The organism is Halomonas qaidamensis (genome assembly GCF_025917315.1).
In the GTDB taxonomy this organism is placed as follows: domain Bacteria; phylum Pseudomonadota; class Gammaproteobacteria; order Pseudomonadales; family Halomonadaceae; genus Vreelandella; species Vreelandella qaidamensis.
On sequence record NZ_CP080627.1, the window covers coordinates 3,642,773 to 3,661,797 of the forward strand.

Sequence of the window (19,025 nt, forward strand, 5' to 3'; positions counted from 1 at the left end):
TTGGCTATTATCTACTGAAACAGAGCAGGAGATAGACATCGAGGTCAAAGAAGATAGACATCGGGGTCAAAGAAAGCAGCCACTAAAAACAAGAAAGGTACTGCTAGAAAAAGGTACTGCTAGGAAAAAGTATTGCTAGAAAAAAGAAAGCCGCTCCAAAGGGAGCGGCAAAAGACCGTGACTAGCAATGAGAGGGAGAAACCATGACAGAAAACTGGCGCTAATTTTTGCCAAGTAGCTGTCTTGGTTGCCAGCGTCTCATCAAACGCTGACCATCACAATATAATCATTCTCATTTACCCCGTCAACCCAAATGCGAATACTTTTTATTTATTTTTAAACTCGTGTTTTTACACTACCCCACCAGCTGCAACCATAACGGTAGTGTTAGCATTGCAAGCAGTGTTTGACCGGTAATAATGGCCGCCATCAGCTCTGCATCACCACCTAGTTGGCGAGCAAGAATATAAGCTGATGTGGCGGTAGGCAGCGCTGCAAAAAGTAGCGCCACGTCACGGCTGATAGGCTCCAGGCCCACCAAGTTAGCCAATAGCAGTACTAACGCAGGCATCAGCAGCAGCTTGATGCTATTCGTCGCTATCACGCCACGGTCAAGGCGCAACAATGCCGCAGGGCGCAGCGCCACACCCACGGCAATTAGCCCTAGCGGCAGCGCTGCAGCACCCAGCAGCCCTACCGTATCCTGGCTCCAACCAGGCAAGCCAACCCCTGAAAGATTAAGCCCTACTCCCGCCAGGCAGGCTAAAATCAGCGGGTTTTTAGCCAACGCAAGAGCACTTTGTCCAAGGCTTGCACTACCCAGCGTACCTGCTGCCACAAAGCTTGCGACACACATCACGTTCACTACCGGTACCATAAGCGCTACCGCTACAGCCGCGACAGTAGCTCCTGTACTGCCATGCAGTGCCGCGGCCCCTGCGACGCCTACATAGGTATTAAAACGCACAGCACCTTGAAACACCGAGGTGAAAGCCGCAGGCGTTAGTCCCAAATAGCCACGGAAGCGCCATAGTACTAGGCCAAAAATCCCCATTGTGCCGAGCAGTACCAGTGCTAAGCGAGCAACCGGCACTTGGCTGACATCGGCAGTCGCCAGCGTACTTATCAGCATCGCAGGAAACAGCACAAAGTAGATCAGACGTTCCATCTGCGGCCAAAAACCAGCACTTGGCCAACGGCAGTAGCCAATAGCGGCACCGAGTAAAATCAATAAAAACAGTGGCCCAAGTGCGCCAGTAATGCTCTCCATTATGATTCCTTATTAACTGCGACATCCCAGCACAGCGACATCCGTCCGATTACTGTTACCATGAAACCAACTTCCACCTTACGGCCTGCGTAGTGACCATTTTGCCATGAAGAATTTGCCTAAACCTGCCTACTTTACGGGGTTTCCTGCGCTTAAAGTGCTTATCCTCATTACTGGCATCGCACTGGCTGCCTGTACGTGGTACGTGTTCGCCAATTGGCTACGCGATGATGGTGATATCACCTGGTTTACACCAAACGCCAACTGCAATCTACACACCAGCACCTGCTCAGCGATTCTAGGAGATAAAGGCCGCTTAACCCTGACCGTTGATGCCGATGGCCGAATCGACGCACTGGATATCCTGCCCCTGGATGTCGAAGTTGAGGGCCTCAACCCCAGCCATGTAACAGTCGACTTTATTGGTCGCGATATGGATATGGGCTTACACCGCTTTGCGTTAACCGCCACAGCGCCAGGACACTTTCATGGCCAAGGGCAGGTCGGTATTTGTACGCAAGACGTGATGCCGTGGCGGGCGCGGGTTATCCTGGAGACGCCAGAAGGCAAGCTGGGCAGTTGGTTCGACTTCGACGTGATTAGGAGCTAATGCGCATGGCAGCTAAACCCATTAACCGTAAATCACTATGGCTAGGGCTACTACTTATATTTGCCCTGCTAACCGTTTCCGCTATCGGCCTTTACCAGTTTGCCTTCCAGCCTGACGAGGGAGATGTGTCGGGAGGGCCCATAGAAATGCCGTCTACTCAGGGGGATTTTTCACTGTCTCAGCTAGAGGAAGGTGATATTGCGATTGTTTCCTTTGGCTACACTTACTGCCCTGACGTTTGCCCGATGAATCAGGCTGTTAAGCGCCAAGCGCTAGCCCAACTAAGCGATACTCAGCGTGAGCGCGTCGTGCCAATCATGGTAACGGTAGATCCTGAACGCGATACGCTGCCACGCATGGAAGAGTATATGCAGTTCTTTGGCGAGCAATTTATCGGCTTAGTAGGTAGTCAAGAGCAGCTTAACGACGTCGCGGCGCGCTATGGCGTTATTTGGCGGCGTGTGGAAGCACCCGATTCCGCCATGGCCTACACCATTGACCACAGCGCATCGCTTTTTTTGGTTAACAGAGACGGCGATATTTTACAGAGAGTACTCTACTCTCCAGCGCCACACGGATTAGTGTCAGCGCTAGAGAATGAGCTAGCCCGCTAGTAAGCAATATAACAAACGCCATACCAACAACGCGCCTGAGTTTAAGGCGCGCTTTGTAGCTGCTCAAGCATTGCCATTAATGCGCTAGCCTGAGTGCCACTCCGTGTGTCATGCAGCGGATTGAGCTGCCAAGTGCTCTCGGCAAAGCCCCACCAATCCCAGCACCCCTGCGGGTTGGCCATACTGCTTTCAGCCTGCGGGTAGAGCACTACTTGACCATGGTCTGCTGCCCAGCGATTTAAGCCGCTATGGCGTATAAACGTATCGCCTATCGCGTCCGTGCTCATCTGACAGCCATGCAGCGCTATAGTGACAGGGCAGCCGCCCGCCTCACATGTTTCAGGAATAAACAGATAACCCACGTCAGCCAAGCCTTTAACAGCAAACTCTGACTGATCAAAGGCGATCACTTCGCCCTCGCTAGCAGCAGCATCACGCTCAGGATATAGCCATGAAAGCATGTCTCCGGCAACGTCTTCATCACAGGCAAGCACATGGCTTCCCCCACCCTGTCGACAACCGCCAAGCGCCTGGGGGCTAGCACCAGCCTGCTTTGGCAGTTTTATGGGCCAACCGTGGCCCGTGTTTTCACTGCTTACGAAACGCAGCTGTTCTGGCGATGCCAGCCAGCGCTGCCATTGCTCTGCCAACAAACGTCCCAACTCTGGGGAGACCGTGTCATCTTCATCACCATGCCATACATAGGCATGCAGCTGGCTTAGCGCATCACGCTCACCCACCTGCTCGAGGGACTCATATCGCTCGCGACGTCGATCTAGTTCATCCAGGGAAGGCAGCCCACGGCGAGTGTTCATGCACTGGTTAAGAGCTAAGCTAAGTGCGCCTTGGGCGCAGCTCCACGGACCCGCCGCTAATACGCCTACGCCACTAAAGCGTTCCGGCCAAGCAACCGCCAACTGCGCAGCCATGTAACCACCTGATGAGACACCGACCACGCTAGCATGGTCACTCGCTGCGCTCAGTGCAGGTAACTCCTGTGGCATGTCTTCTGCTTCAGCATGAACAGCCGTGCTGGCTAACAGTAAGAGCGCGCTAAACAGGCAAGAGGTAGAAGCGGCGGAACGTATCATTTACTCGACGCCTAACAGTTCAACGCGGAACGTCAGCATTTCATTCGGGCCAATAGGGCCTTGACCAGCTTCACCGTAAGCCAACTCGGCGGGAATATATAACATCCAGCTATCGCCAACGCTCATCAGCTGTAGGGCTTCTTGCCAACCTTCAATAACTTGATTGACTTGGAAACTCACCGGCTGACCACGTTCGAAAGAGCTATCAAAAACGGTGCCATCCAGCAGCATACCTTCATAGTTCACTTCAACGGTGTCTTCAGCACCAGGCGTTGCGCCATCGCCAGACTCAAGCACTTCATACTGCAAACCAGATTCCGTTACTTCAACTTCTTCACGCTCAGCGTTTTCAGCCAGATAAGCTTGGCCTTCCTCTAAATTAAGCTGAGCAATTTCTGCAGCTTCTTGCTCACGCTCTTCCATAGAGCGCTCTTGGAAAGCGACCAGCGCTTCCATCATCTCTTCCTCACTTAACGCTAATTCATTGCCATCAAAAACATCACGCATACCGTCAGTAAACGCATCAAGGTCGAGGTCTTCAATATCTGCCTGCATGCTCTCGCCAAGGGTGACGCCTAAGCTATAAGCAAGGCGCTGTTCGTCAGTTTCCGGGGCTGCGGCTGCAAAGGGAGCGACCAGTAACAAACTTGCCAGGGCGGTTGAAGAAAACAATGCTTTCATGAAAAAGAACCTTATCCAACGGCGCAACGCGCCAAATGTTTGAGTGCCTCAAAGACTAACACCCGCCACCTCAGGCTGCATTACCTGAGAAGGCGGGTGTTACTCAGACCACTATTACATGCCGTAGTTTAGTCGCTTAAACGACCAGCGTGGGACAGTGTGCCGCACCTGCCACACGCTGGGATACACTACCCAGCAGCAGATTTTTCTCGCCGTTGGTTCCCTGAGCGCCAATCACAATTAAGTCGCACTCCCGCTTACGGGCAAAACGCACAATAGTGCGAGAGGGACGTCCACCTTTCACAAATGCTCTGACTCGTGCGCTATCTGCTCCCATTTCTATAGCGTAGGCTTTAGCGTGTACCGCTATTTCAGTAGCGTACTCTTTAAGGGCATCATCAGGCAGGTCCAGTTTGTTCGGCCGCACCATAGAAAGCGATGCCTCTAATAAACTGTGATGTTTGAACACGCACAGCAGGTAAAGCTCTGCACCAGTAAGCATATGCAGGCCAACTGCTTTTTCCAGTGCCTTAATCGCCCCTTTTGAACCATCTACGGGAATTAATATGCGATTAAACATCCGCGATCTCCTTGTGACTGCTTAGCGGAAGGCAACATCACGCAGGAACAGCGCAATTTGCGGGAACATGATCAGCAGCGCTGCCGCTAAAATCAGCATAAAGATGAAGGGCGGTGTACCTTTGATGACTTCCCAGTAAGGCCGCTTAAAAATCGCAATCGCGGTAAATATATCGCAGCCAAAGGGCGGTGTTGCCGAACCTATTGCTACCTGTAACGTGATCAATATACCCACCAGAACAGGGTCAAGGCCGGTGGCTGCAATCGCAGGAGCAAAAATGGGCGTAAGCACCAGAATGACCACAATTGGGTCAACAAACATGCAAGCAACAAAGAAAGAGATACAGATCGCAATCAGCACGCCGGTAGGCCCAGCCTCATTAACGCCGACCGCTTCCAGAATCATTTGTGGAATCTGCGCGAATGAAATTATCCAGGAAAATCCATTACCCACAGCGACCAAAATAAAGACCACCGCAGTAATTAAGCCAGTGGATTTAGCAATCGCATAAATATCTTTCATCTTCAGCGAACGGAACACCACAAACTCAAGCAGCACAGCATAGAGCACGCATGCCGCCGCTGCTTCCGTCGGGCTAAAAATACCGCCGTAGATACCACCCACAATAATGACAGGAAAACCCAGCGGCCAAAGCGCTTTTTGTACGGCGACTGCGCGCTCTTTCCAGCTAGCTCGCGGCTCAGTAGGTACATCTTTTACTACAGCATAAATAACGCAATAAATAGAGAACATCAGCAGAATTAATAACCCTGGCCCAATGCCTGCAATAAACAGCTCGCCAATCGAGGTGCCCGAAATAACCCCGTAGATAATCATGCCAATGCTAGGAGGAATCAGGAAGGCAATGTCACTAGCATTAATAATCAGAGCCAGTGTGAAGGGGTCAGAGTAGCCCGCTTTCAGCATTTTAGGCCGCAGTGGTGACCCAACTGCCACTACGGTTGCCTGAGTAGACCCCGAAACCGCACCAAACAGCGTACAAGACGTTGCTGTACTGACCGCAAGCCCCCCTTTAATATGGCCTATAAAGGACATCACCATATCGATCAGCCGATTAGCCGATTGGCCGCGCGTCATAATATCAGCCGCCAGAATAAACATTGGTACTGCAATCAGCGAGGCTGGCCTGATACCCGCCATCATCTGCTGAATCAGCGTATCCATTTGGCCAAAGCCATTAAACATCATATAAAAGCCGATTACCGCTGCCGTAATCAGCGGAATCATCATAGGAAAGCCCAGCAGCAGCAGGGCAATCATGGTGACTACCATTATCGTCGTCATAGCGTTCCCCTAGGGTATAAGCCCTGCTTTACACTTCAGTTTCGGTATCTTTGTAACCGTCGACTACCCCAGTAGAGAGATATACATCTCGAGAGGTCAGGTTTTTAATCGCCGTCAACAGGTATTGAATGCCTGTAATCAGAAAACCCATAGGTACCCAGATATAAATAATCCAAATGGGAATCCCAAGAGACGGCAATACGCGACCCTTGCTTTGCAGGTCGAGTATGTACACCACGGAGTAATAAAGCAGAAAGAACATAACGAGAGAGGTAAATAACGAAATAACTATCATCAATACCTTTCGTCCACCAACCGGTAACGCATCGTAGATTGCCGACATGCGAATGTGACGGCCGTGGCGAGCAGCGTAACCGATACCCGCAAAGGTAATCATAATGATTAAAATACGGTTTAATTCACCTGAAAACATAATGCTATTACCAAATACAAAGCGGGCAATAACATTGGTGACCGTATTCAACGCCATTAGCAAAACCCCCATCGCCAGTATGACTGACTCGATTTTGCTAATTACGGTGTCGATCACACCTAGTATGCCGGGCAAACCAGAACTGTAATTCATTTCAGATTCTTCTTCGGTCATCGCCGATCTCCTCTTATGCAGCGTGGCAGCTAACTATCTAGGACAACGTAGCGCCTCTTCCTTCACTGACCACCGAACGGAGCGTGTCCGGCCTTACTCATTTTGTAGCGTAACGGTTAATAACTCTTTCCGCTTCAACGCTGGATGTACGTAAATTTTTCTGTCTTTTACGTAAGGTAGCGCGCTTTTTTTGTTAGGTGGTCGTCAGCTCCGGTTAAGCGTATAAGAATAAAAAAGGGGCAGCGCTGGCTGCCCCCTGGGTGGTTTTCCGTTAAAGCGAGTGTACTAAACAGTCAATCACTCGTTAGTTACGGCTTCGAGATCAGCTTTAAACTGTTCCAGTAGCTCAGCGCCTTTATCACCCGTCATTTCTAAGAAGGCTTCTTCGACCTGAGGAGCACGGTCACGGAAAGCCTGAATTTGATCTTCATCCAAACGTGTCACAGTCACTTCGTCGGAAGCTTCCTGAATTTTAGCTAACGCTTCGTCAGCTAGCCCTTTAATGTGCTCGATTGTGTGATCATAGGCAGCATCAGACGCTTCCCGTACTAGCTCCTTATCTTCATCAGACAAGCCATCATAGAAGTCCTGATTCGCCATCATAGCGGTAGTGAACCAACCATGGCCTGTAAAGGTAAGGTGCGGTGACACTTCATATAAACCGCCAGACTCGATCCAGAAGATCGGATTTTCTTGACCATCGATAATACCGGTTTGCAGGCCACCATATACTTCGCCCCACGGCAGCGGAGTCGGTGTTGCACCAAAGGCATCATAAGTTTCTGAAAGCAAAGGGTTCGTCATGGTACGAATTTTTTTGTTATTCATATCATCCGGCGAGCTAATCGGCTCATCGGTAGTGACGACCATTTCACCTTCAGGGTACATCTTCAGCAGCTCAAGACCTTGCTCGGCATAAAGCTCCGGGAACATCTCGTTAATAGCCTTACTCTCATCAAAGAAAGTGAGGACAGTTTCTTCATCGGTAGGTAATAAGTAAGGAATGAAGAAAATTTGCGCTTCTGGAATAAGCGAACCAGTAAACCCAGGTGACTGGTTAACGAACTGAAGAATACCGTTTTGTGTCTGCTCCATGATGTCGTCAGACTCACCTAGCTCACCAAAACGATAAACCTGAACGCTGTGATCAGAATTCTCTTCAATATATTCTTTGAAGGCGTAAGCGAACACATCCTGAACGTCGCCTTCGTACTCTTCGTGGGCATAACGCCAGTTGTCTGCTTGAGCGGCAGCGCTGAGGCCAAATAAAAGTGCACCGATGCTCGCAGTCGTCATTAACTTGGTCGTTACTGAACGAGTCGAAATTAACTTGCTTGCCTTCATGCGAAGTTCCCCTAGCAGTGGTAAGCGCGCTGTACGAGTGCGCCAGTATTCAATTTTTGTATAATGCGTGCTGCTCTAAAACACTCTACTCTTTGCCACGTTCGTTGCCACAGGTCTCTTGAAACAACTGTCTTTATCAGCATTATTCATAAAAGCATGTCTTTTTTGATTCGTTTAGAACAGCCTTCAAAAATAGCTTTTAAAACAGTTAAAAAGAGTCATGACACTCTTATAAACACGCGTTATTCAAAAATAGCTTAATTTCAGGCTAGCGCGGTCGCTCGTAGCGGTCAAGCTGTGTCGCAAGCCTATTAAGTGCCTCCCTAACCTTCTCGCGTTCAGGTTGCACAACCACTTGCTCAAGTGCAAGCGCATCAAAAAACAGCCTATCTTGCAGCCATTGTGCAACATCATGCTGGCTTATAGCGCAGTTTGTTAAACGCTGTTTATGGGTAGACGCTTGCAATATCCATTGCTGCCAGCGTTGAAGATTCTCACGCTCAGCCTGCAACTCAGCCTGTTGAAGCGTCTTTCGCAACTGCGCAACGGCCCCATTGTTTACTGCTTGTGGCTTAAGTTCACGACGTAGCTGGCGTAAAACGGCCGTCACTGACTGCTGCCAGTGATTGCTCGCTTTGCGCTCCACCGCCAACGCATCTGGCATTATCTGAAGGCCGTATTGGTAGAGCCAGCCATGGACTAGAAGCTCACACACATCAACCCCGGCCCTGTCCTGTAGCACAAGGCATGCTTGCTCAACCCCTGGCTGAGCATAAAATGCCAGTGCAAAATCCCATAGCGAAGCCTGCTGTAAGCGCTGTAATCGGTTAGAATCGAACATTGATTTACCCACTTTTATCGGGAGAATGCATGATCGCACTGCGCCAAGTCGCCCTGCAACGGGGCACACAAACACTACTCGATAACGCTGATCTTACGCTCCACAGCGGCGTAAAAGCTGGCATTATCGGGGCAAACGGCGCCGGTAAGTCGAGCTTATTCAAACTTCTGCTAGGCGAGCTTGGCCCTGACCAAGGCGACGTTGAGATGAGCGGTGGCCAGCGGATAGCCCACATGGCCCAGGAAGTGGAAGCACTGGATCGACCCATTGTGGAGTACGTACTTGATGGGGATCACGCGCTGCGTCAAGCTGAGACTGATCTGCTGGCTGCACGCAAAGCAGACGATGCGCATCGCGAGGCCGAGTTGCATGGCTTAATAGAAACGCTGGATGGCTACACGGCAGAGTCGCGAGCATCGCAGCTATTGGTGGGGCTCGGTTTTGTGCAAGCGGATCTGCAGCGGCCCTTGTCGGACTTTTCCGGTGGCTGGCGTATGCGGGTGAATCTAGCCCGCACGCTATTTATGCCATCTGATTTATTGCTACTTGATGAGCCGACCAACCACCTTGATCTCGACGCCCTGCTTTGGCTTGAACAATGGCTAACCCGCTATCCAGGCACGTTGCTGCTCATTTCGCACGATCGTGACTTCCTAGATGCCGTATGTGATCACATCGTGCACATGCACCACCAGACGCTAGAGCTCTACCGCGGCAACTATTCCCGCTTTGAGCGCACCCGAGCTGAAAAGCTTGCTTTGCAGCAGGCTGAAGCGGCCAAACAGCAGGCTCGCCGTGAAGAGATTGAGCGCTTTATTGCACGCTTTCGCGCCCAGGCAACAAAAGCAAAGCAGGCACAAAGCCGTGTGAAGATGCTGGAACGCATGGGCGATATCGCCGTTGCTCATACAGATTCACCTTTTCACTTCACCCTACCTGCAGCAGATAAGACCTCACACCCGCTGCTAGTGCTGGATCAAGCCACCTTGGGCTATCGCGGCGATACGGGGGATGTCGCCCAATTAAAGAAAGTCAACATTACGCTATTACCCGGCAGCCGCATTGGCCTGTTAGGCCCCAACGGCGCGGGTAAATCAACGCTGATTAAGTCACTGACCGGCGAGCTAGCGCTGCTAGAGGGTAAGCGGGTGCCTGGCGAGCATTTGGCCATTGGCTACTTTGCCCAGCACCAGCTGGAGAGCCTGGACGTGACCACGACACCGTTTGTCCATGTGCAGCGGCTCTCTCCTACCGCGAGCGACCAGGAAATTCGCAACTTCCTAGGTGGCTTTGGCTTTAAGGGCGATGACGCCTTTGGCGAAGTTGGCACCTACTCAGGCGGTGAAAAAGCGCGCTTGGCACTCGCGCTGGTTGCTTGGCAAAAACCTAACCTCCTGCTACTCGATGAGCCAACCAACCATCTAGATCTGGAAATGCGCGAGGCGTTGACCGAGGCGCTGGCAAGCTTTGAAGGCACCGTCATTCTGGTATCCCACGATCGCCACCTATTGCGTGCCACAGTCGATGAGTTCTGGCGGGTGGCAGACCACCGGGTAGAACCCTTTGATGGCGACCTCGACGACTACCGGGTATGGTTGAAGGCACGATTGGAAGAGAGCCGCCGGGATTCGCGCAGTGAGAAAAGCGACCGCCAAAGCCAACAGCCCAGCGGTGACCGCAAAGCAGCCCGTAAGGCAGCGGCGGAACTGCGCGAGAAACTACGGCCGCTGAAAAAAGAGCGCGATCAAGCTGAAAAAACCATGGAGAAAGCTCAGCGCGAGCTTGAAGAAGTAGAAGCTATTCTGGCTGACCCAATGCTTTATACCGACAGTGCTCGTAAAGTAGAGCTTACCGATGCACTTGCCCAACAGGCGAAAATCAAAAGCCGCCTGGACAACGCTGAACAGCAGTGGCTAGCAGCAGAGGAGGCGTTAGAAACCATGGAAGCGGAGCTGTTGGCCAGCGAAGACACCTAAGACCGCACCACTACAAAGTTGCGCCACTCTCGCTCCAGCGCTAAAAAGTTAGCTTTCAAGCAAGAACGTTACCGGCCCATCGTTAACCAGCGCCACTTGCATATTCGCACCGAACTGGCCGGTAGCCACAGTGGGCCAAGCAGAGCGGGCGCTGGACACCAAGTAATCAAACAACCGATGCCCTTCCTCAGGCGGAGCTGCACTAGAGAAGCTGGGACGCAGTCCTTTGCGCGTATCAGCGGCCAGGGTGAACTGAGACACTAGCAATAGGCCTCCGTTTGCCTGCTGTACGTTAAGATTCATCTTATCGTCGTGGTCGCTGAAGACACGATAGTGCAGCAGCTTATGCAATAGTTTTTCAGCATCAGCCTCGCTATCGCCTTTTTCAACACCCACTAATGCCAGCAAACCATGGTCAATGGCTCCCACTGTTTCACCCTCGACCGTCACACTGGCATTTTTCACCCGCTGAATCAGTGCCTTCACACTTTCCCCTTACGATATTATCCCAAGAAGAGATAGTGTAATCGCTTGCCTAGGCGTCAGCCAAAAGCCTTTTACCGTCTTAACGCTGGCCTAACAGTGCATTACGAAAGTCATCGCTTAGTGGGCGCTCGCCCAACCAAATACCAAACAGAGCACTGGCGAACTCTACGCTCTCGTCTTCAAACACCACATCACCATTAAGGGCGAGCTGCAGCGCCTCCCCATCCCAACTAAGCAGATAGCGATCACCAGGTGTGACATCACGATAGCCTTGGTTCAGCCGCTCTAGGTCCTCTTCGATCTGATTAAACTCGTAGAGTGTCAGCGACGCTTTTAGCGTTTTCTCAGTCGCTTCAGCAAAGTCGGCTGCCTCAATATCATGAAAATAAGCTAGCTCAAGACGCCGAGGCACATTACTCAACGGCTGTGGTTCAGTTTCCCCTTCAAGCTGATAGTAGGCCCCTGCATACGCCGTCCAAATCATGTAGCGAAACACCCCACTCCCTATTAACGCATAACGTTGCCCATCACTGTCCACGATGCGCTCAAAGCGCTCCCCTCGCTCGGTGACGCTATCGGCCAATACATTAGGCGCCAATAGGCAAATACCTACTGTTAACAGCGCGCCTAGCGCTAAAGGATATTTGTGTACAGATAGCATAGCGAAAACCTCTTTCACTCGGAATATTAGCTATACATACACAAAATAAAAATAAAGGTTCCGTACAACAATTACCAAGAGCGACACAACATGAGATCACAATGAGGTTCGCCCAGCAGCATTTCGGTCACTTGGCTAGTGTGCTGGGGCTGGCCACGGCTACCAATAATCACTAAATCGGGTGAGTGGCGCTTCATATAATCGTGGAGCACATCGCAGGGCTGCCCTGGCTCAAGCACTAGCTCGACATCAGGCACGCCATCAAGATCGCGCATTAAACTCTCAATTTCGTTATCCAGCGTCCTACGTAAGCGCTCTACTTCATGATCTCGCCACTGGGCAAAATTAGCCTGAGAGCCCAGCTCGCGCTCTCCAGGCAAGCTCCAGGCATGCAGGAGTGTCAGCTTCGCTTCAGGGAAGCGAATGAGTGCCTCCCTGAGTGTTTGACGAGCGGTAAGCGAAAAATCGATTGGCACCAGGATATGTTGCCAGGGCTGGGTTGGTAGATAAGAGGCGACCACCACTGGGCAGGGCGCACTTCTCAACACACGCATAACGGTAGTGCCTAAAAGAAGGTCTTTTTGCCCGCGTTTACGGTGCATACCCATAATAATTAACGAGGCATTGCGTTCGTGAGCTTCTCGAACGATTTCAACATGCGGCGCACCCACAACGGTCTGAATGAGTAACGAAGGCGCTTCCAGCGCGTAATCTTCGCGCAGATCGGTCAGGGTGGCGCTGATGTCTTCATTCACCGCGCTTTCAACGTCGTGAAGAACACGACGGGGCAGATAGGGGTCAAGGACATGAAGAATGTCGAGCTGCGCTCCTTGGGCATAGGCTAGCCGTAAAGCTCGGGCAAAAGCAGCTCGGTTATCCTGAGAAAGATCCGTAGCAAATAGCAGCGTGCGAGACATGGCACAACTCCTTGGCCGATCAAGTCGGCACCGTCAGTAGGCACGTTAGATAGCCATACAGGCACTGTTCAGCATGGTGTTCGTTTGTACATACCGCAAGGTGTCTCTTACCTTTTCCACCGCTGCTCTACATGCTTATTGCGCTAGATCATTTCTCTTACCACCACGCGTGAAAATGATGTACAGGTCCTCGCCCACGACCGACATTGAGGCGAGCGCTCGCTTCTAATGCAGCATGCAACCACTGTTTTGCTTCACCAATTGCCTGCTTAGGCGCGCTGGCCTCTGCATCAGCAGGCAGTTTCGCCAAGCACGCCGCAATTGCAGAGGAGAGTGCGCAGCCTGTGCCGTGCAGGTTGTCAGTGGCAATACGCGAGGCAGGAAGCCATGTGTGTCCATTTGGGGTTGCCAGTAAATCTGGACAAGTATCCCCACGCAGATGACCTCCTTTCAGCACCACGTAAGGCGCTCCCAACTCCACCAGCGCTGGCAGCATCGCTTCCATATCGTCTAGTGAAGTAGGCGGTTCGGTATTTAAGAGCACCGCCGCTTCGGGCAAATTAGGCGTAATGACGTCCGCTAAAGGTACCAGTATGTCGCGCACTGCGCGTATGCCAGCATCGCCAACCAAAATATCACCACTTTTTGCCACCATAACCGGGTCCAAGACGACCCAACGGGGACGGTTTTGGCGCAACACATCAGCAATGACCTCAGCAACTTCACGGCTAGCGACCATGCCAATTTTAACCGCCTCTAATTCGACGTCATTTAACAGGTGCGCTAACTGCTCACGAATGACCTGAGCCGACACAGGGTACACCGCTGCCACGCCACACGTGTTTTGCACCGTCAGTGCTGTCACCACACTGGTGCCATAAGTACCTAAAGCGGAAAACGTCTTTAGGTCTGCTTGAATACCTGCGCCACCAGAAGGGTCAGAACCCGCGATGGTGAGTACATTGCGAAGGCGGGAGTCGATAGACATGGGGTTCCTTACTTAACGGTTCAGTAGTTCTCTAGCATACCCAAATGCGCAGCTAAACAAGAACTGCTTAAGCAAGGACTTTTTAGACAGGGCTGCTTAAATAAAACAATGGCCGCCCTTAGGCGGCCATTGCATGTTCAACAAGCGTAAAATGCCAATAGCATATTTATGTCACTATTAGGCCTTTACTGCTAGGCCTTTACTGCCTCGCATCCCCCTCGGGATTACGCGCGTTGTAATACGCCTGTTCAGAAATCGCATGGTAGTCTTCTACCTTATTCTGAAACGCTTGGTACGACTCATAGATACGCGTTGCCAGCTCGCTAGACTCCGCCAGCTCTGCCACGACATCGGCAGAGTGCTCACGGGCTTGAGCAAGAACATCATCAGGGATACGGCGCAACTCAACGTCATGCTCGTTGACCAACGTCACTAGCGCATCGTTATTACGCGCGGTGTATTCGTCTAGCACATTAGCATTAACATCGCGCACGGCCGTGGTAAGAATGGCCTGTAAATCTGCCGGTAGTTCAGCCATCGCTTCTTCGTTCACAATAGCTTCAAACATTACGGTCGGCTCGTGCCAACCTGGGTAATAGTAATAATCAGCGGCTTGGTGCAGGCCAAAGGCTAAGTCGTTATATGGGCCAATCCATTCGGTTGCATCAATGGCGCCAGACTGTAGCGAGGTGAAAATTTCACCGCCCGGCATGTTAACTATCGCTACGCCCATACGGCTCATTACTTCACCACCAAGCCCTGGCATACGCATTTTCAAACCATCAAGGTCATCAACCGAGTTGATTTCCTTGTTGTACCAACCGCCCATTTGTACACCAGAAGCACCGGCCACCAGCACATCGACACCGAAGTCATCATACAACTCGTTCCAAAGCTCCATACCGCCGCCAAAATGCAGCCAAGCATTCATTTCCTGTGCGTTCATGCCAAACGGTACGGCAGCAAAGAACTGCGCAGCGGGCGCTTTGCCTTTCCAGTAATAAGAAGCCGAGTGGCCAAGTTCAGCGGTACCATCGGATACAGCATCAAATACTTCAAACCCCGGCACCAACTGACCAGCGCCAAAGACTTCAATGGTCAGGCGACCATCGGACATCTCTTCCACCAACTGCGAGAGCCGCTCAGGCCCCTGCCCTACACCTGGGAAGTTTTTCGGCCAAGAGGTGACCATTTTCCAGCGAAAGTTTTCTTGCGCCTGGGCCTGATTATCAAAACTTGAAACCACCAGCAAGCTAGCGGATAGCGCAGTTGTCATCGCAATAGCGACAGGTAGAGCTTTGGCTTTCATACGAACCCTCTTATTTCTATTTTTACTGTTATGGGTAGAGAGATTACCGCCTAGCACTATTGGCCAGGCGGTCTGTTACAAGCCGTGACTATTTATAGCTTTGCGGCTTTACTTAAGATTGCCACTCTGTGCCGTTGATAGTAACGATATTTTTCAACTCGGCACTCATCAAAACAGCGTATGTCAGAGTAGCCCTGGCAGCCATGTGGCGAGCTGCGGGAAAAACGTTAGCATCAGTAACATGGCAAGCTGCATCAAGATAAACGGGATTACCCCACGGTAAATCGCCGAAGTAGGCACCGAGGGTGGTGCCACGCCACGTAAATAGAACAGCGCAAAACCAAATGGCGGGGTTAAGAACGATGTTTGCAGATTAATAGCGATCATGATGCCCAACCAAATCGGGTCAAGCCCCATGGCCAGAAGAATCGGCCCAACGATAGGCACCACCACAAAGGTGATTTCGATAAAGTCGAGAATAAAGCCAAGTAGGAAGATGACTAGCATGACAATAATGGTCGCGCCCACTACCCCACCGGGCATACCTTCAAACAGTTCAGTGACCATATGCTCGCCACCATAAGCCCGGAAGACCAACGAAAACAGGGCAGCACCGATCAAAATCATGAACACCATGGTCGTCACATGGGTAGTTGAACGCAGCACGTCTTTCAGCGTTGCCCAATCCAACTGACGATAAGCAAGGGCTAACACCAAAGCACCAAAGGCGCCAACGGCCGATGCTTCAGTAGGCGTTGCAAAACCACTTAAAATCGAGCCAAGTACCGCCACAATAAGCACTACGGGAGGTACTAAGCCTTTCAACAGTAGCATTCCCAGGCCTGAGGTATGCCCAAGCTCTGCCATCAGCTCTTCACGATTAGCGGCTGGTGCCATGTGCGGCCGAAATAGCGCCACCAGGGCAACATAAATCATATACATCACCACCAGGATCAGCCCTGGCACCAGGGCACCCATAAATAAGTCGCCTACAGAGACTGTTTTAGGACTAAAAATGCCCATAGAGAGCTGCGCCTGCTGATAAGCCGAGGACAGCACATCACCCAAAAGGACTAGCGCAATAGAAGGCGGAATAATCTGGCCTAACGTGCCAGTTGCACAAATAGTACCGGTTGCCAGTGAGGTGCTATAACCACGCTTTAACATAGTGGGTAGCGACATAAGCCCCATGGTAACCACCGTCGCACCTACAATACCGGTGGAGGCCGCCATCAGCATTCCTACCAACGTCACCGAAATACCCAAGCCGCCACGCATAGCACCAAACAGCAGCGCCATGGCATCAAGTAGTGTTTCAGCTACTTTAGACTTTTCAAGCAAGACGCCCATTAAAACAAACAGTGGCACTGCCAGCAGCGTTTGGTTGGTCATAATGCCGTAAAGCCGATTGGGCAACGCAGCGAGATAACCACTATCAAAGTTAGCGTCGATACCTATGGCTTCTAAACCTAATCCCATGCCTGCAAATAGCAGCGCGGTACCTGCTAACGAAAGCGCCACCGGAAAGCCAAACATCAACACAATGCAGATGGAGGCAAATAAAATAATTGGCATAAATTCCAGCATCAAACGCGCTCCTCAAGATGGTTGTCATCACCAATAGACGGGGATATCCGGCCAGTAAATACGTAGCCATTGCGCACCACTTCAATGACACCTTGCAGGATCATCAGCGCAGCAAAGAGCGGTATTAACGTTTTCAGTGCAAAGACAGCTGGAATGCCACCGTAGTCTGAGGAGGTCTCCATAATACGCCAAGAGTTAGCAACGTAACCAAAGCTGGAAGCGATGATAAAAATCATCACGGGCATTAACAAAGTGATAATGCCCACAATATTAACCACCGCCTGGCGGCGGGGCGTCATTCCACGATAAAAAATATCAACCCGTACATGACCATCGTGGCGAAAGGTATAGGCCGCAGCGAGCATAAAGACACTGGCATGCATATACATCACCAGTTCTTGCATAAAAATGCTGTTAACGCTGAAAACATAACGAAGCAGTACAATCGCGAACTGAATCAACATCATAATGATGATCAGCCACGCAAGGCTACGTCCAAACCACTCCGAAATGCGGTCCAGCGCAGCGATAAACGCAGGTAGTTGTGTTGTGTCCGACATGGAAGTGTCTCGCGTAAAACGGCTAGTGGAGTCAGGGGGCAGACAATAGCGCATATACGCAGACAATGCAGCGCCTGTACACCACCAAGTAAACTAACGTTAAACGCTTTGACGAATTGCCGCCAGGCAAGCTGCAGGTAGCGGTAAATCCACAGCAATCGGCAGATGGTCTGAAAACAAATGATCCAATACGCGCACATCGGCGGCTTCGAGGGTTTGAGACAGCAGAATATGATCTAGAGCACGACGAGGTTGCCAGGAGGGGTAGCTAAGCAGTGGCTTAACCGGGTGAAGCGGCAACGACGTACTAAAACGTTCATGGGCATGAAGCTGCTCAGGCGTACAATTAAGATCCCCCATCACCACCACATGACGCAACGGCTCGATAATGTTACTCAGATAATTAAGCTGACGAACCCGTCCGCGGTGACTCAGCGCCAAATGAGCTACAAAGATATGCAGTGCATCTGGCCCTTCTCCATAGCGCGCATGAATAGCACCACGACCTGGCAACATCCCAGGCAAGCGATGCTCTTCGATATGGCTAGGCACAATGCGCGACAATAGCCCATTACTATGCTGGGCAAACTGCCCCAAATTACGATTTAATTGTTGAAAGTAGTGGGGAAATCGCGCCTGGGAAGCAAGGTATTCAACTTGGTTAACACGGCCAGAACGGAAGCTGCCACCATCGACCTCTTGTAACCCAACCACATCAAATGGCGCTAACACATTTCCCATTTGCGCTAAGCGCTTAAGACGTTGTGGGTGGGGCAGTACATGCTGCCAGCTACGGGTAAGATAATGGTGATACGCTGACGTTTGAATACCCACCTGTAAATTAAACGTCAGCAGACGAAGGTGACCACGTTCAGCCAGAGATGACGCAGGCAAGCCTATTTGCCCCCCTGCGTGCCCCTGCTCTAACACGGTTATTGTGTGCGCTCATTACGCACACGCTCAACGAGCGCATCCGCAATTTGCGGCATATTCTCCAAGCTACCGGCGGTGCTGGGAGACACAAGGTAGCGGCCATCAATAACTAAGGCAGGCACGCCCATCAGGCGCATTTCACGCATGCGGCCATTTGCTTTATTGACCTCACTGCGAACGTCGAATGCCGTCAATGCTTGCTTGGCTTCTTTTTCACTTACACCGTAATTAGAGAAAAATTCAGCGATTTCATCTGGGTCAGTCAGCGAGCGACCATCTTCATGAATCGCTTCAAAGAAATCAGCGTGCAGTTGCTCTTCAATGCCCAGTGATTCCGCCGCATAAAACGCTGTCGCGTGGGTATTCCAATCACCACCCATCGTTGCAGGCATATGAACAACGCTAACGTCATCTTCAAGGGTTGCGTACCACTCGCTTACTGGTTCTTGCAGCCGATAACAATGCGGGCAGCCAAACCAAAACGCTTCGGTCACTTCAATCTGTCCCTCATCTACCTGGGTTGCTACCGGCGACTCAAGCAGCGTGTAGTGCTGTCCTTCCACCAGCTCCTGGGCACTCACTGAGGCAGAAAGGCCTAAACCAGCTACCGCGACCATTAACGTTTTCAACATAGCAAAAATTCTCCAAGAATAAGCGAGACTATG

At 51.2% G+C, this 19,025-nt stretch carries 20 protein-coding genes; 3 read left to right on the top strand and 17 right to left on the bottom strand.

Annotated elements, in window-relative coordinates:
• Positions 1-355: 355 nt before the first annotated feature.
• Positions 356-1,270, bottom strand: coding sequence for an AEC family transporter (locus K1Y77_RS16395; protein ID WP_030071425.1), 915 nt, complete (start codon positions 1,268-1,270; stop codon positions 356-358).
• Between the two features lie 106 nt (positions 1,271-1,376).
• On the opposite strand from K1Y77_RS16395, the gene K1Y77_RS16400 reads away from it, so the two are divergent.
• Complete coding sequence (locus tag K1Y77_RS16400; RefSeq protein WP_030071427.1) at positions 1,377-1,880, top strand: hypothetical protein; 504 nt, start codon at positions 1,377-1,379, stop codon at positions 1,878-1,880.
• A 5-nt stretch (positions 1,881-1,885) separates the two neighbouring features.
• Positions 1,886-2,494, top strand: a complete 609-nt coding sequence (locus K1Y77_RS16405) for an SCO family protein (protein ID WP_030071429.1) — start codon at positions 1,886-1,888, stop codon at positions 2,492-2,494.
• 41 nt (positions 2,495-2,535) lie between these two features.
• Here the strand turns inward: K1Y77_RS16405 and K1Y77_RS16410 are convergent, their stop codons facing one another.
• The 7 genes from K1Y77_RS16410 to K1Y77_RS16440 form a co-directional block, all read right to left on the bottom strand.
• Positions 2,536-3,585, bottom strand: a complete 1,050-nt coding sequence (locus K1Y77_RS16410) for a PHB depolymerase family esterase (RefSeq protein ID WP_264429608.1) — start codon at positions 3,583-3,585, stop codon at positions 2,536-2,538.
• Positions 3,586-4,266, bottom strand: a complete 681-nt coding sequence (locus tag K1Y77_RS16415) for an FKBP-type peptidyl-prolyl cis-trans isomerase (protein ID WP_264019122.1) — start codon at positions 4,264-4,266, stop codon at positions 3,586-3,588.
• Between the two features lie 136 nt (positions 4,267-4,402).
• Positions 4,403-4,846, bottom strand: coding sequence for a universal stress protein (locus K1Y77_RS16420; RefSeq protein WP_030071435.1), 444 nt, complete (start codon positions 4,844-4,846; stop codon positions 4,403-4,405).
• A 21-nt stretch (positions 4,847-4,867) separates the two neighbouring features.
• Positions 4,868-6,151 (bottom strand): TRAP transporter large permease, encoded by a 1,284-nt coding sequence (locus K1Y77_RS16425; RefSeq protein WP_030071438.1) that lies wholly within the window; start codon positions 6,149-6,151, stop codon positions 4,868-4,870.
• 28 nt (positions 6,152-6,179) lie between these two features.
• Positions 6,180-6,758, bottom strand: coding sequence for a TRAP transporter small permease (locus K1Y77_RS16430; protein WP_264429611.1), 579 nt, complete (start codon positions 6,756-6,758; stop codon positions 6,180-6,182).
• Positions 6,759-7,055: 297 nt separating this feature from the next.
• Positions 7,056-8,102, bottom strand: coding sequence for a TRAP transporter substrate-binding protein (locus tag K1Y77_RS16435; RefSeq protein WP_264429613.1), 1,047 nt, complete (start codon positions 8,100-8,102; stop codon positions 7,056-7,058).
• Positions 8,103-8,370: 268 nt separating this feature from the next.
• Positions 8,371-8,943 (bottom strand): TIGR02444 family protein, encoded by a 573-nt coding sequence (locus K1Y77_RS16440; protein ID WP_030071444.1) that lies wholly within the window; start codon positions 8,941-8,943, stop codon positions 8,371-8,373.
• Between the two features lie 29 nt (positions 8,944-8,972).
• On the opposite strand from K1Y77_RS16440, the gene K1Y77_RS16445 reads away from it, so the two are divergent.
• Positions 8,973-10,919 carry an ATP-binding cassette domain-containing protein gene (locus K1Y77_RS16445; RefSeq protein ID WP_264429615.1) on the top strand — a complete coding sequence of 649 codons (1,947 nt, stop codon included), beginning with the start codon at positions 8,973-8,975 and terminating at the stop codon, positions 10,917-10,919.
• 48 nt (positions 10,920-10,967) lie between these two features.
• On the opposite strand, the gene dtd is transcribed toward K1Y77_RS16445, so the two are convergent.
• From dtd to K1Y77_RS16490, 9 genes are all read right to left on the bottom strand, one after another.
• The gene (gene dtd, locus K1Y77_RS16450) at positions 10,968-11,405 is read right to left on the bottom strand and encodes a D-aminoacyl-tRNA deacylase (protein ID WP_264429617.1); all 438 of its coding nucleotides are present in this window, start codon (positions 11,403-11,405) and stop codon (positions 10,968-10,970) included.
• A 79-nt stretch (positions 11,406-11,484) separates the two neighbouring features.
• A complete protein-coding gene (locus K1Y77_RS16455; RefSeq protein WP_264429618.1) occupies positions 11,485-12,066 on the bottom strand; it encodes a chalcone isomerase family protein in 582 nt (193 codons plus the stop codon).
• A 71-nt stretch (positions 12,067-12,137) separates the two neighbouring features.
• Complete coding sequence (locus tag K1Y77_RS16460) at positions 12,138-12,983, bottom strand: universal stress protein (RefSeq protein WP_030071449.1); 846 nt, start codon at positions 12,981-12,983, stop codon at positions 12,138-12,140.
• Between the two features lie 157 nt (positions 12,984-13,140).
• Positions 13,141-13,971, bottom strand: coding sequence for a bifunctional hydroxymethylpyrimidine kinase/phosphomethylpyrimidine kinase (gene thiD / locus K1Y77_RS16465; protein WP_030071452.1), 831 nt, complete (start codon positions 13,969-13,971; stop codon positions 13,141-13,143).
• A gap of 199 nt (positions 13,972-14,170) precedes the next feature.
• Positions 14,171-15,280 (bottom strand): TRAP transporter substrate-binding protein, encoded by a 1,110-nt coding sequence (locus tag K1Y77_RS16470; protein WP_030071453.1) that lies wholly within the window; start codon positions 15,278-15,280, stop codon positions 14,171-14,173.
• A gap of 183 nt (positions 15,281-15,463) precedes the next feature.
• Complete coding sequence (locus K1Y77_RS16475) at positions 15,464-16,867, bottom strand: TRAP transporter large permease (RefSeq protein ID WP_030071455.1); 1,404 nt, start codon at positions 16,865-16,867, stop codon at positions 15,464-15,466.
• Positions 16,867-17,427: a TRAP transporter small permease subunit gene (locus tag K1Y77_RS16480; RefSeq protein WP_030071456.1), complete on the bottom strand. Its 561-nt coding sequence runs from the start codon at positions 17,425-17,427 to the stop codon at positions 16,867-16,869. Before K1Y77_RS16480 ends, K1Y77_RS16475 begins: the two co-directional genes overlap by 1 nt.
• 99 nt (positions 17,428-17,526) lie before the next feature.
• Complete coding sequence (locus tag K1Y77_RS16485) at positions 17,527-18,321, bottom strand: endonuclease/exonuclease/phosphatase family protein (protein WP_232222354.1); 795 nt, start codon at positions 18,319-18,321, stop codon at positions 17,527-17,529.
• 38 nt (positions 18,322-18,359) lie between these two features.
• Positions 18,360-18,992, bottom strand: a complete 633-nt coding sequence (locus K1Y77_RS16490; protein ID WP_030071461.1) for a thiol:disulfide interchange protein DsbA/DsbL — start codon at positions 18,990-18,992, stop codon at positions 18,360-18,362.
• Positions 18,993-19,025: the final 33 nt, after the last annotated feature.

Excerpts from the sequence above, each read along its gene's own strand:
- K1Y77_RS16395 (WP_030071425.1), bottom strand. The coding sequence starts at position 1,270 with ATGGAGAGCATTACTGGCGCACTTGGGCCACTGTTTTTATTGATTTTA.
- K1Y77_RS16400 (WP_030071427.1), top strand. The coding sequence starts at position 1,377 with ATGAAGAATTTGCCTAAACCTGCCTACTTTACGGGGTTTCCTGCGCTT.
- K1Y77_RS16405 (WP_030071429.1), top strand. The coding sequence starts at position 1,886 with ATGGCAGCTAAACCCATTAACCGTAAATCACTATGGCTAGGGCTACTA.
- K1Y77_RS16410 (WP_264429608.1), bottom strand. The coding sequence starts at position 3,585 with ATGATACGTTCCGCCGCTTCTACCTCTTGCCTGTTTAGCGCGCTCTTA.
- K1Y77_RS16415 (WP_264019122.1), bottom strand. The coding sequence starts at position 4,266 with ATGAAAGCATTGTTTTCTTCAACCGCCCTGGCAAGTTTGTTACTGGTC.
- K1Y77_RS16420 (WP_030071435.1), bottom strand. The coding sequence starts at position 4,846 with ATGTTTAATCGCATATTAATTCCCGTAGATGGTTCAAAAGGGGCGATT.
- K1Y77_RS16425 (WP_030071438.1), bottom strand. The coding sequence starts at position 6,151 with ATGACGACGATAATGGTAGTCACCATGATTGCCCTGCTGCTGCTGGGC.
- K1Y77_RS16430 (WP_264429611.1), bottom strand. The coding sequence starts at position 6,758 with ATGACCGAAGAAGAATCTGAAATGAATTACAGTTCTGGTTTGCCCGGC.
- K1Y77_RS16435 (WP_264429613.1), bottom strand. The coding sequence starts at position 8,102 with ATGAAGGCAAGCAAGTTAATTTCGACTCGTTCAGTAACGACCAAGTTA.
- K1Y77_RS16440 (WP_030071444.1), bottom strand. The coding sequence starts at position 8,943 with ATGTTCGATTCTAACCGATTACAGCGCTTACAGCAGGCTTCGCTATGG.
- K1Y77_RS16445 (WP_264429615.1), top strand. The coding sequence starts at position 8,973 with ATGATCGCACTGCGCCAAGTCGCCCTGCAACGGGGCACACAAACACTA.
- K1Y77_RS16455 (WP_264429618.1), bottom strand. The coding sequence starts at position 12,066 with ATGCTATCTGTACACAAATATCCTTTAGCGCTAGGCGCGCTGTTAACA.
- K1Y77_RS16460 (WP_030071449.1), bottom strand. The coding sequence starts at position 12,983 with ATGTCTCGCACGCTGCTATTTGCTACGGATCTTTCTCAGGATAACCGA.
- thiD (WP_030071452.1), bottom strand. The coding sequence starts at position 13,971 with ATGTCTATCGACTCCCGCCTTCGCAATGTACTCACCATCGCGGGTTCT.
- K1Y77_RS16470 (WP_030071453.1), bottom strand. The coding sequence starts at position 15,280 with ATGAAAGCCAAAGCTCTACCTGTCGCTATTGCGATGACAACTGCGCTA.
- K1Y77_RS16475 (WP_030071455.1), bottom strand. The coding sequence starts at position 16,867 with ATGCTGGAATTTATGCCAATTATTTTATTTGCCTCCATCTGCATTGTG.
- K1Y77_RS16480 (WP_030071456.1), bottom strand. The coding sequence starts at position 17,427 with ATGTCGGACACAACACAACTACCTGCGTTTATCGCTGCGCTGGACCGC.
- K1Y77_RS16490 (WP_030071461.1), bottom strand. The coding sequence starts at position 18,992 with ATGTTGAAAACGTTAATGGTCGCGGTAGCTGGTTTAGGCCTTTCTGCC.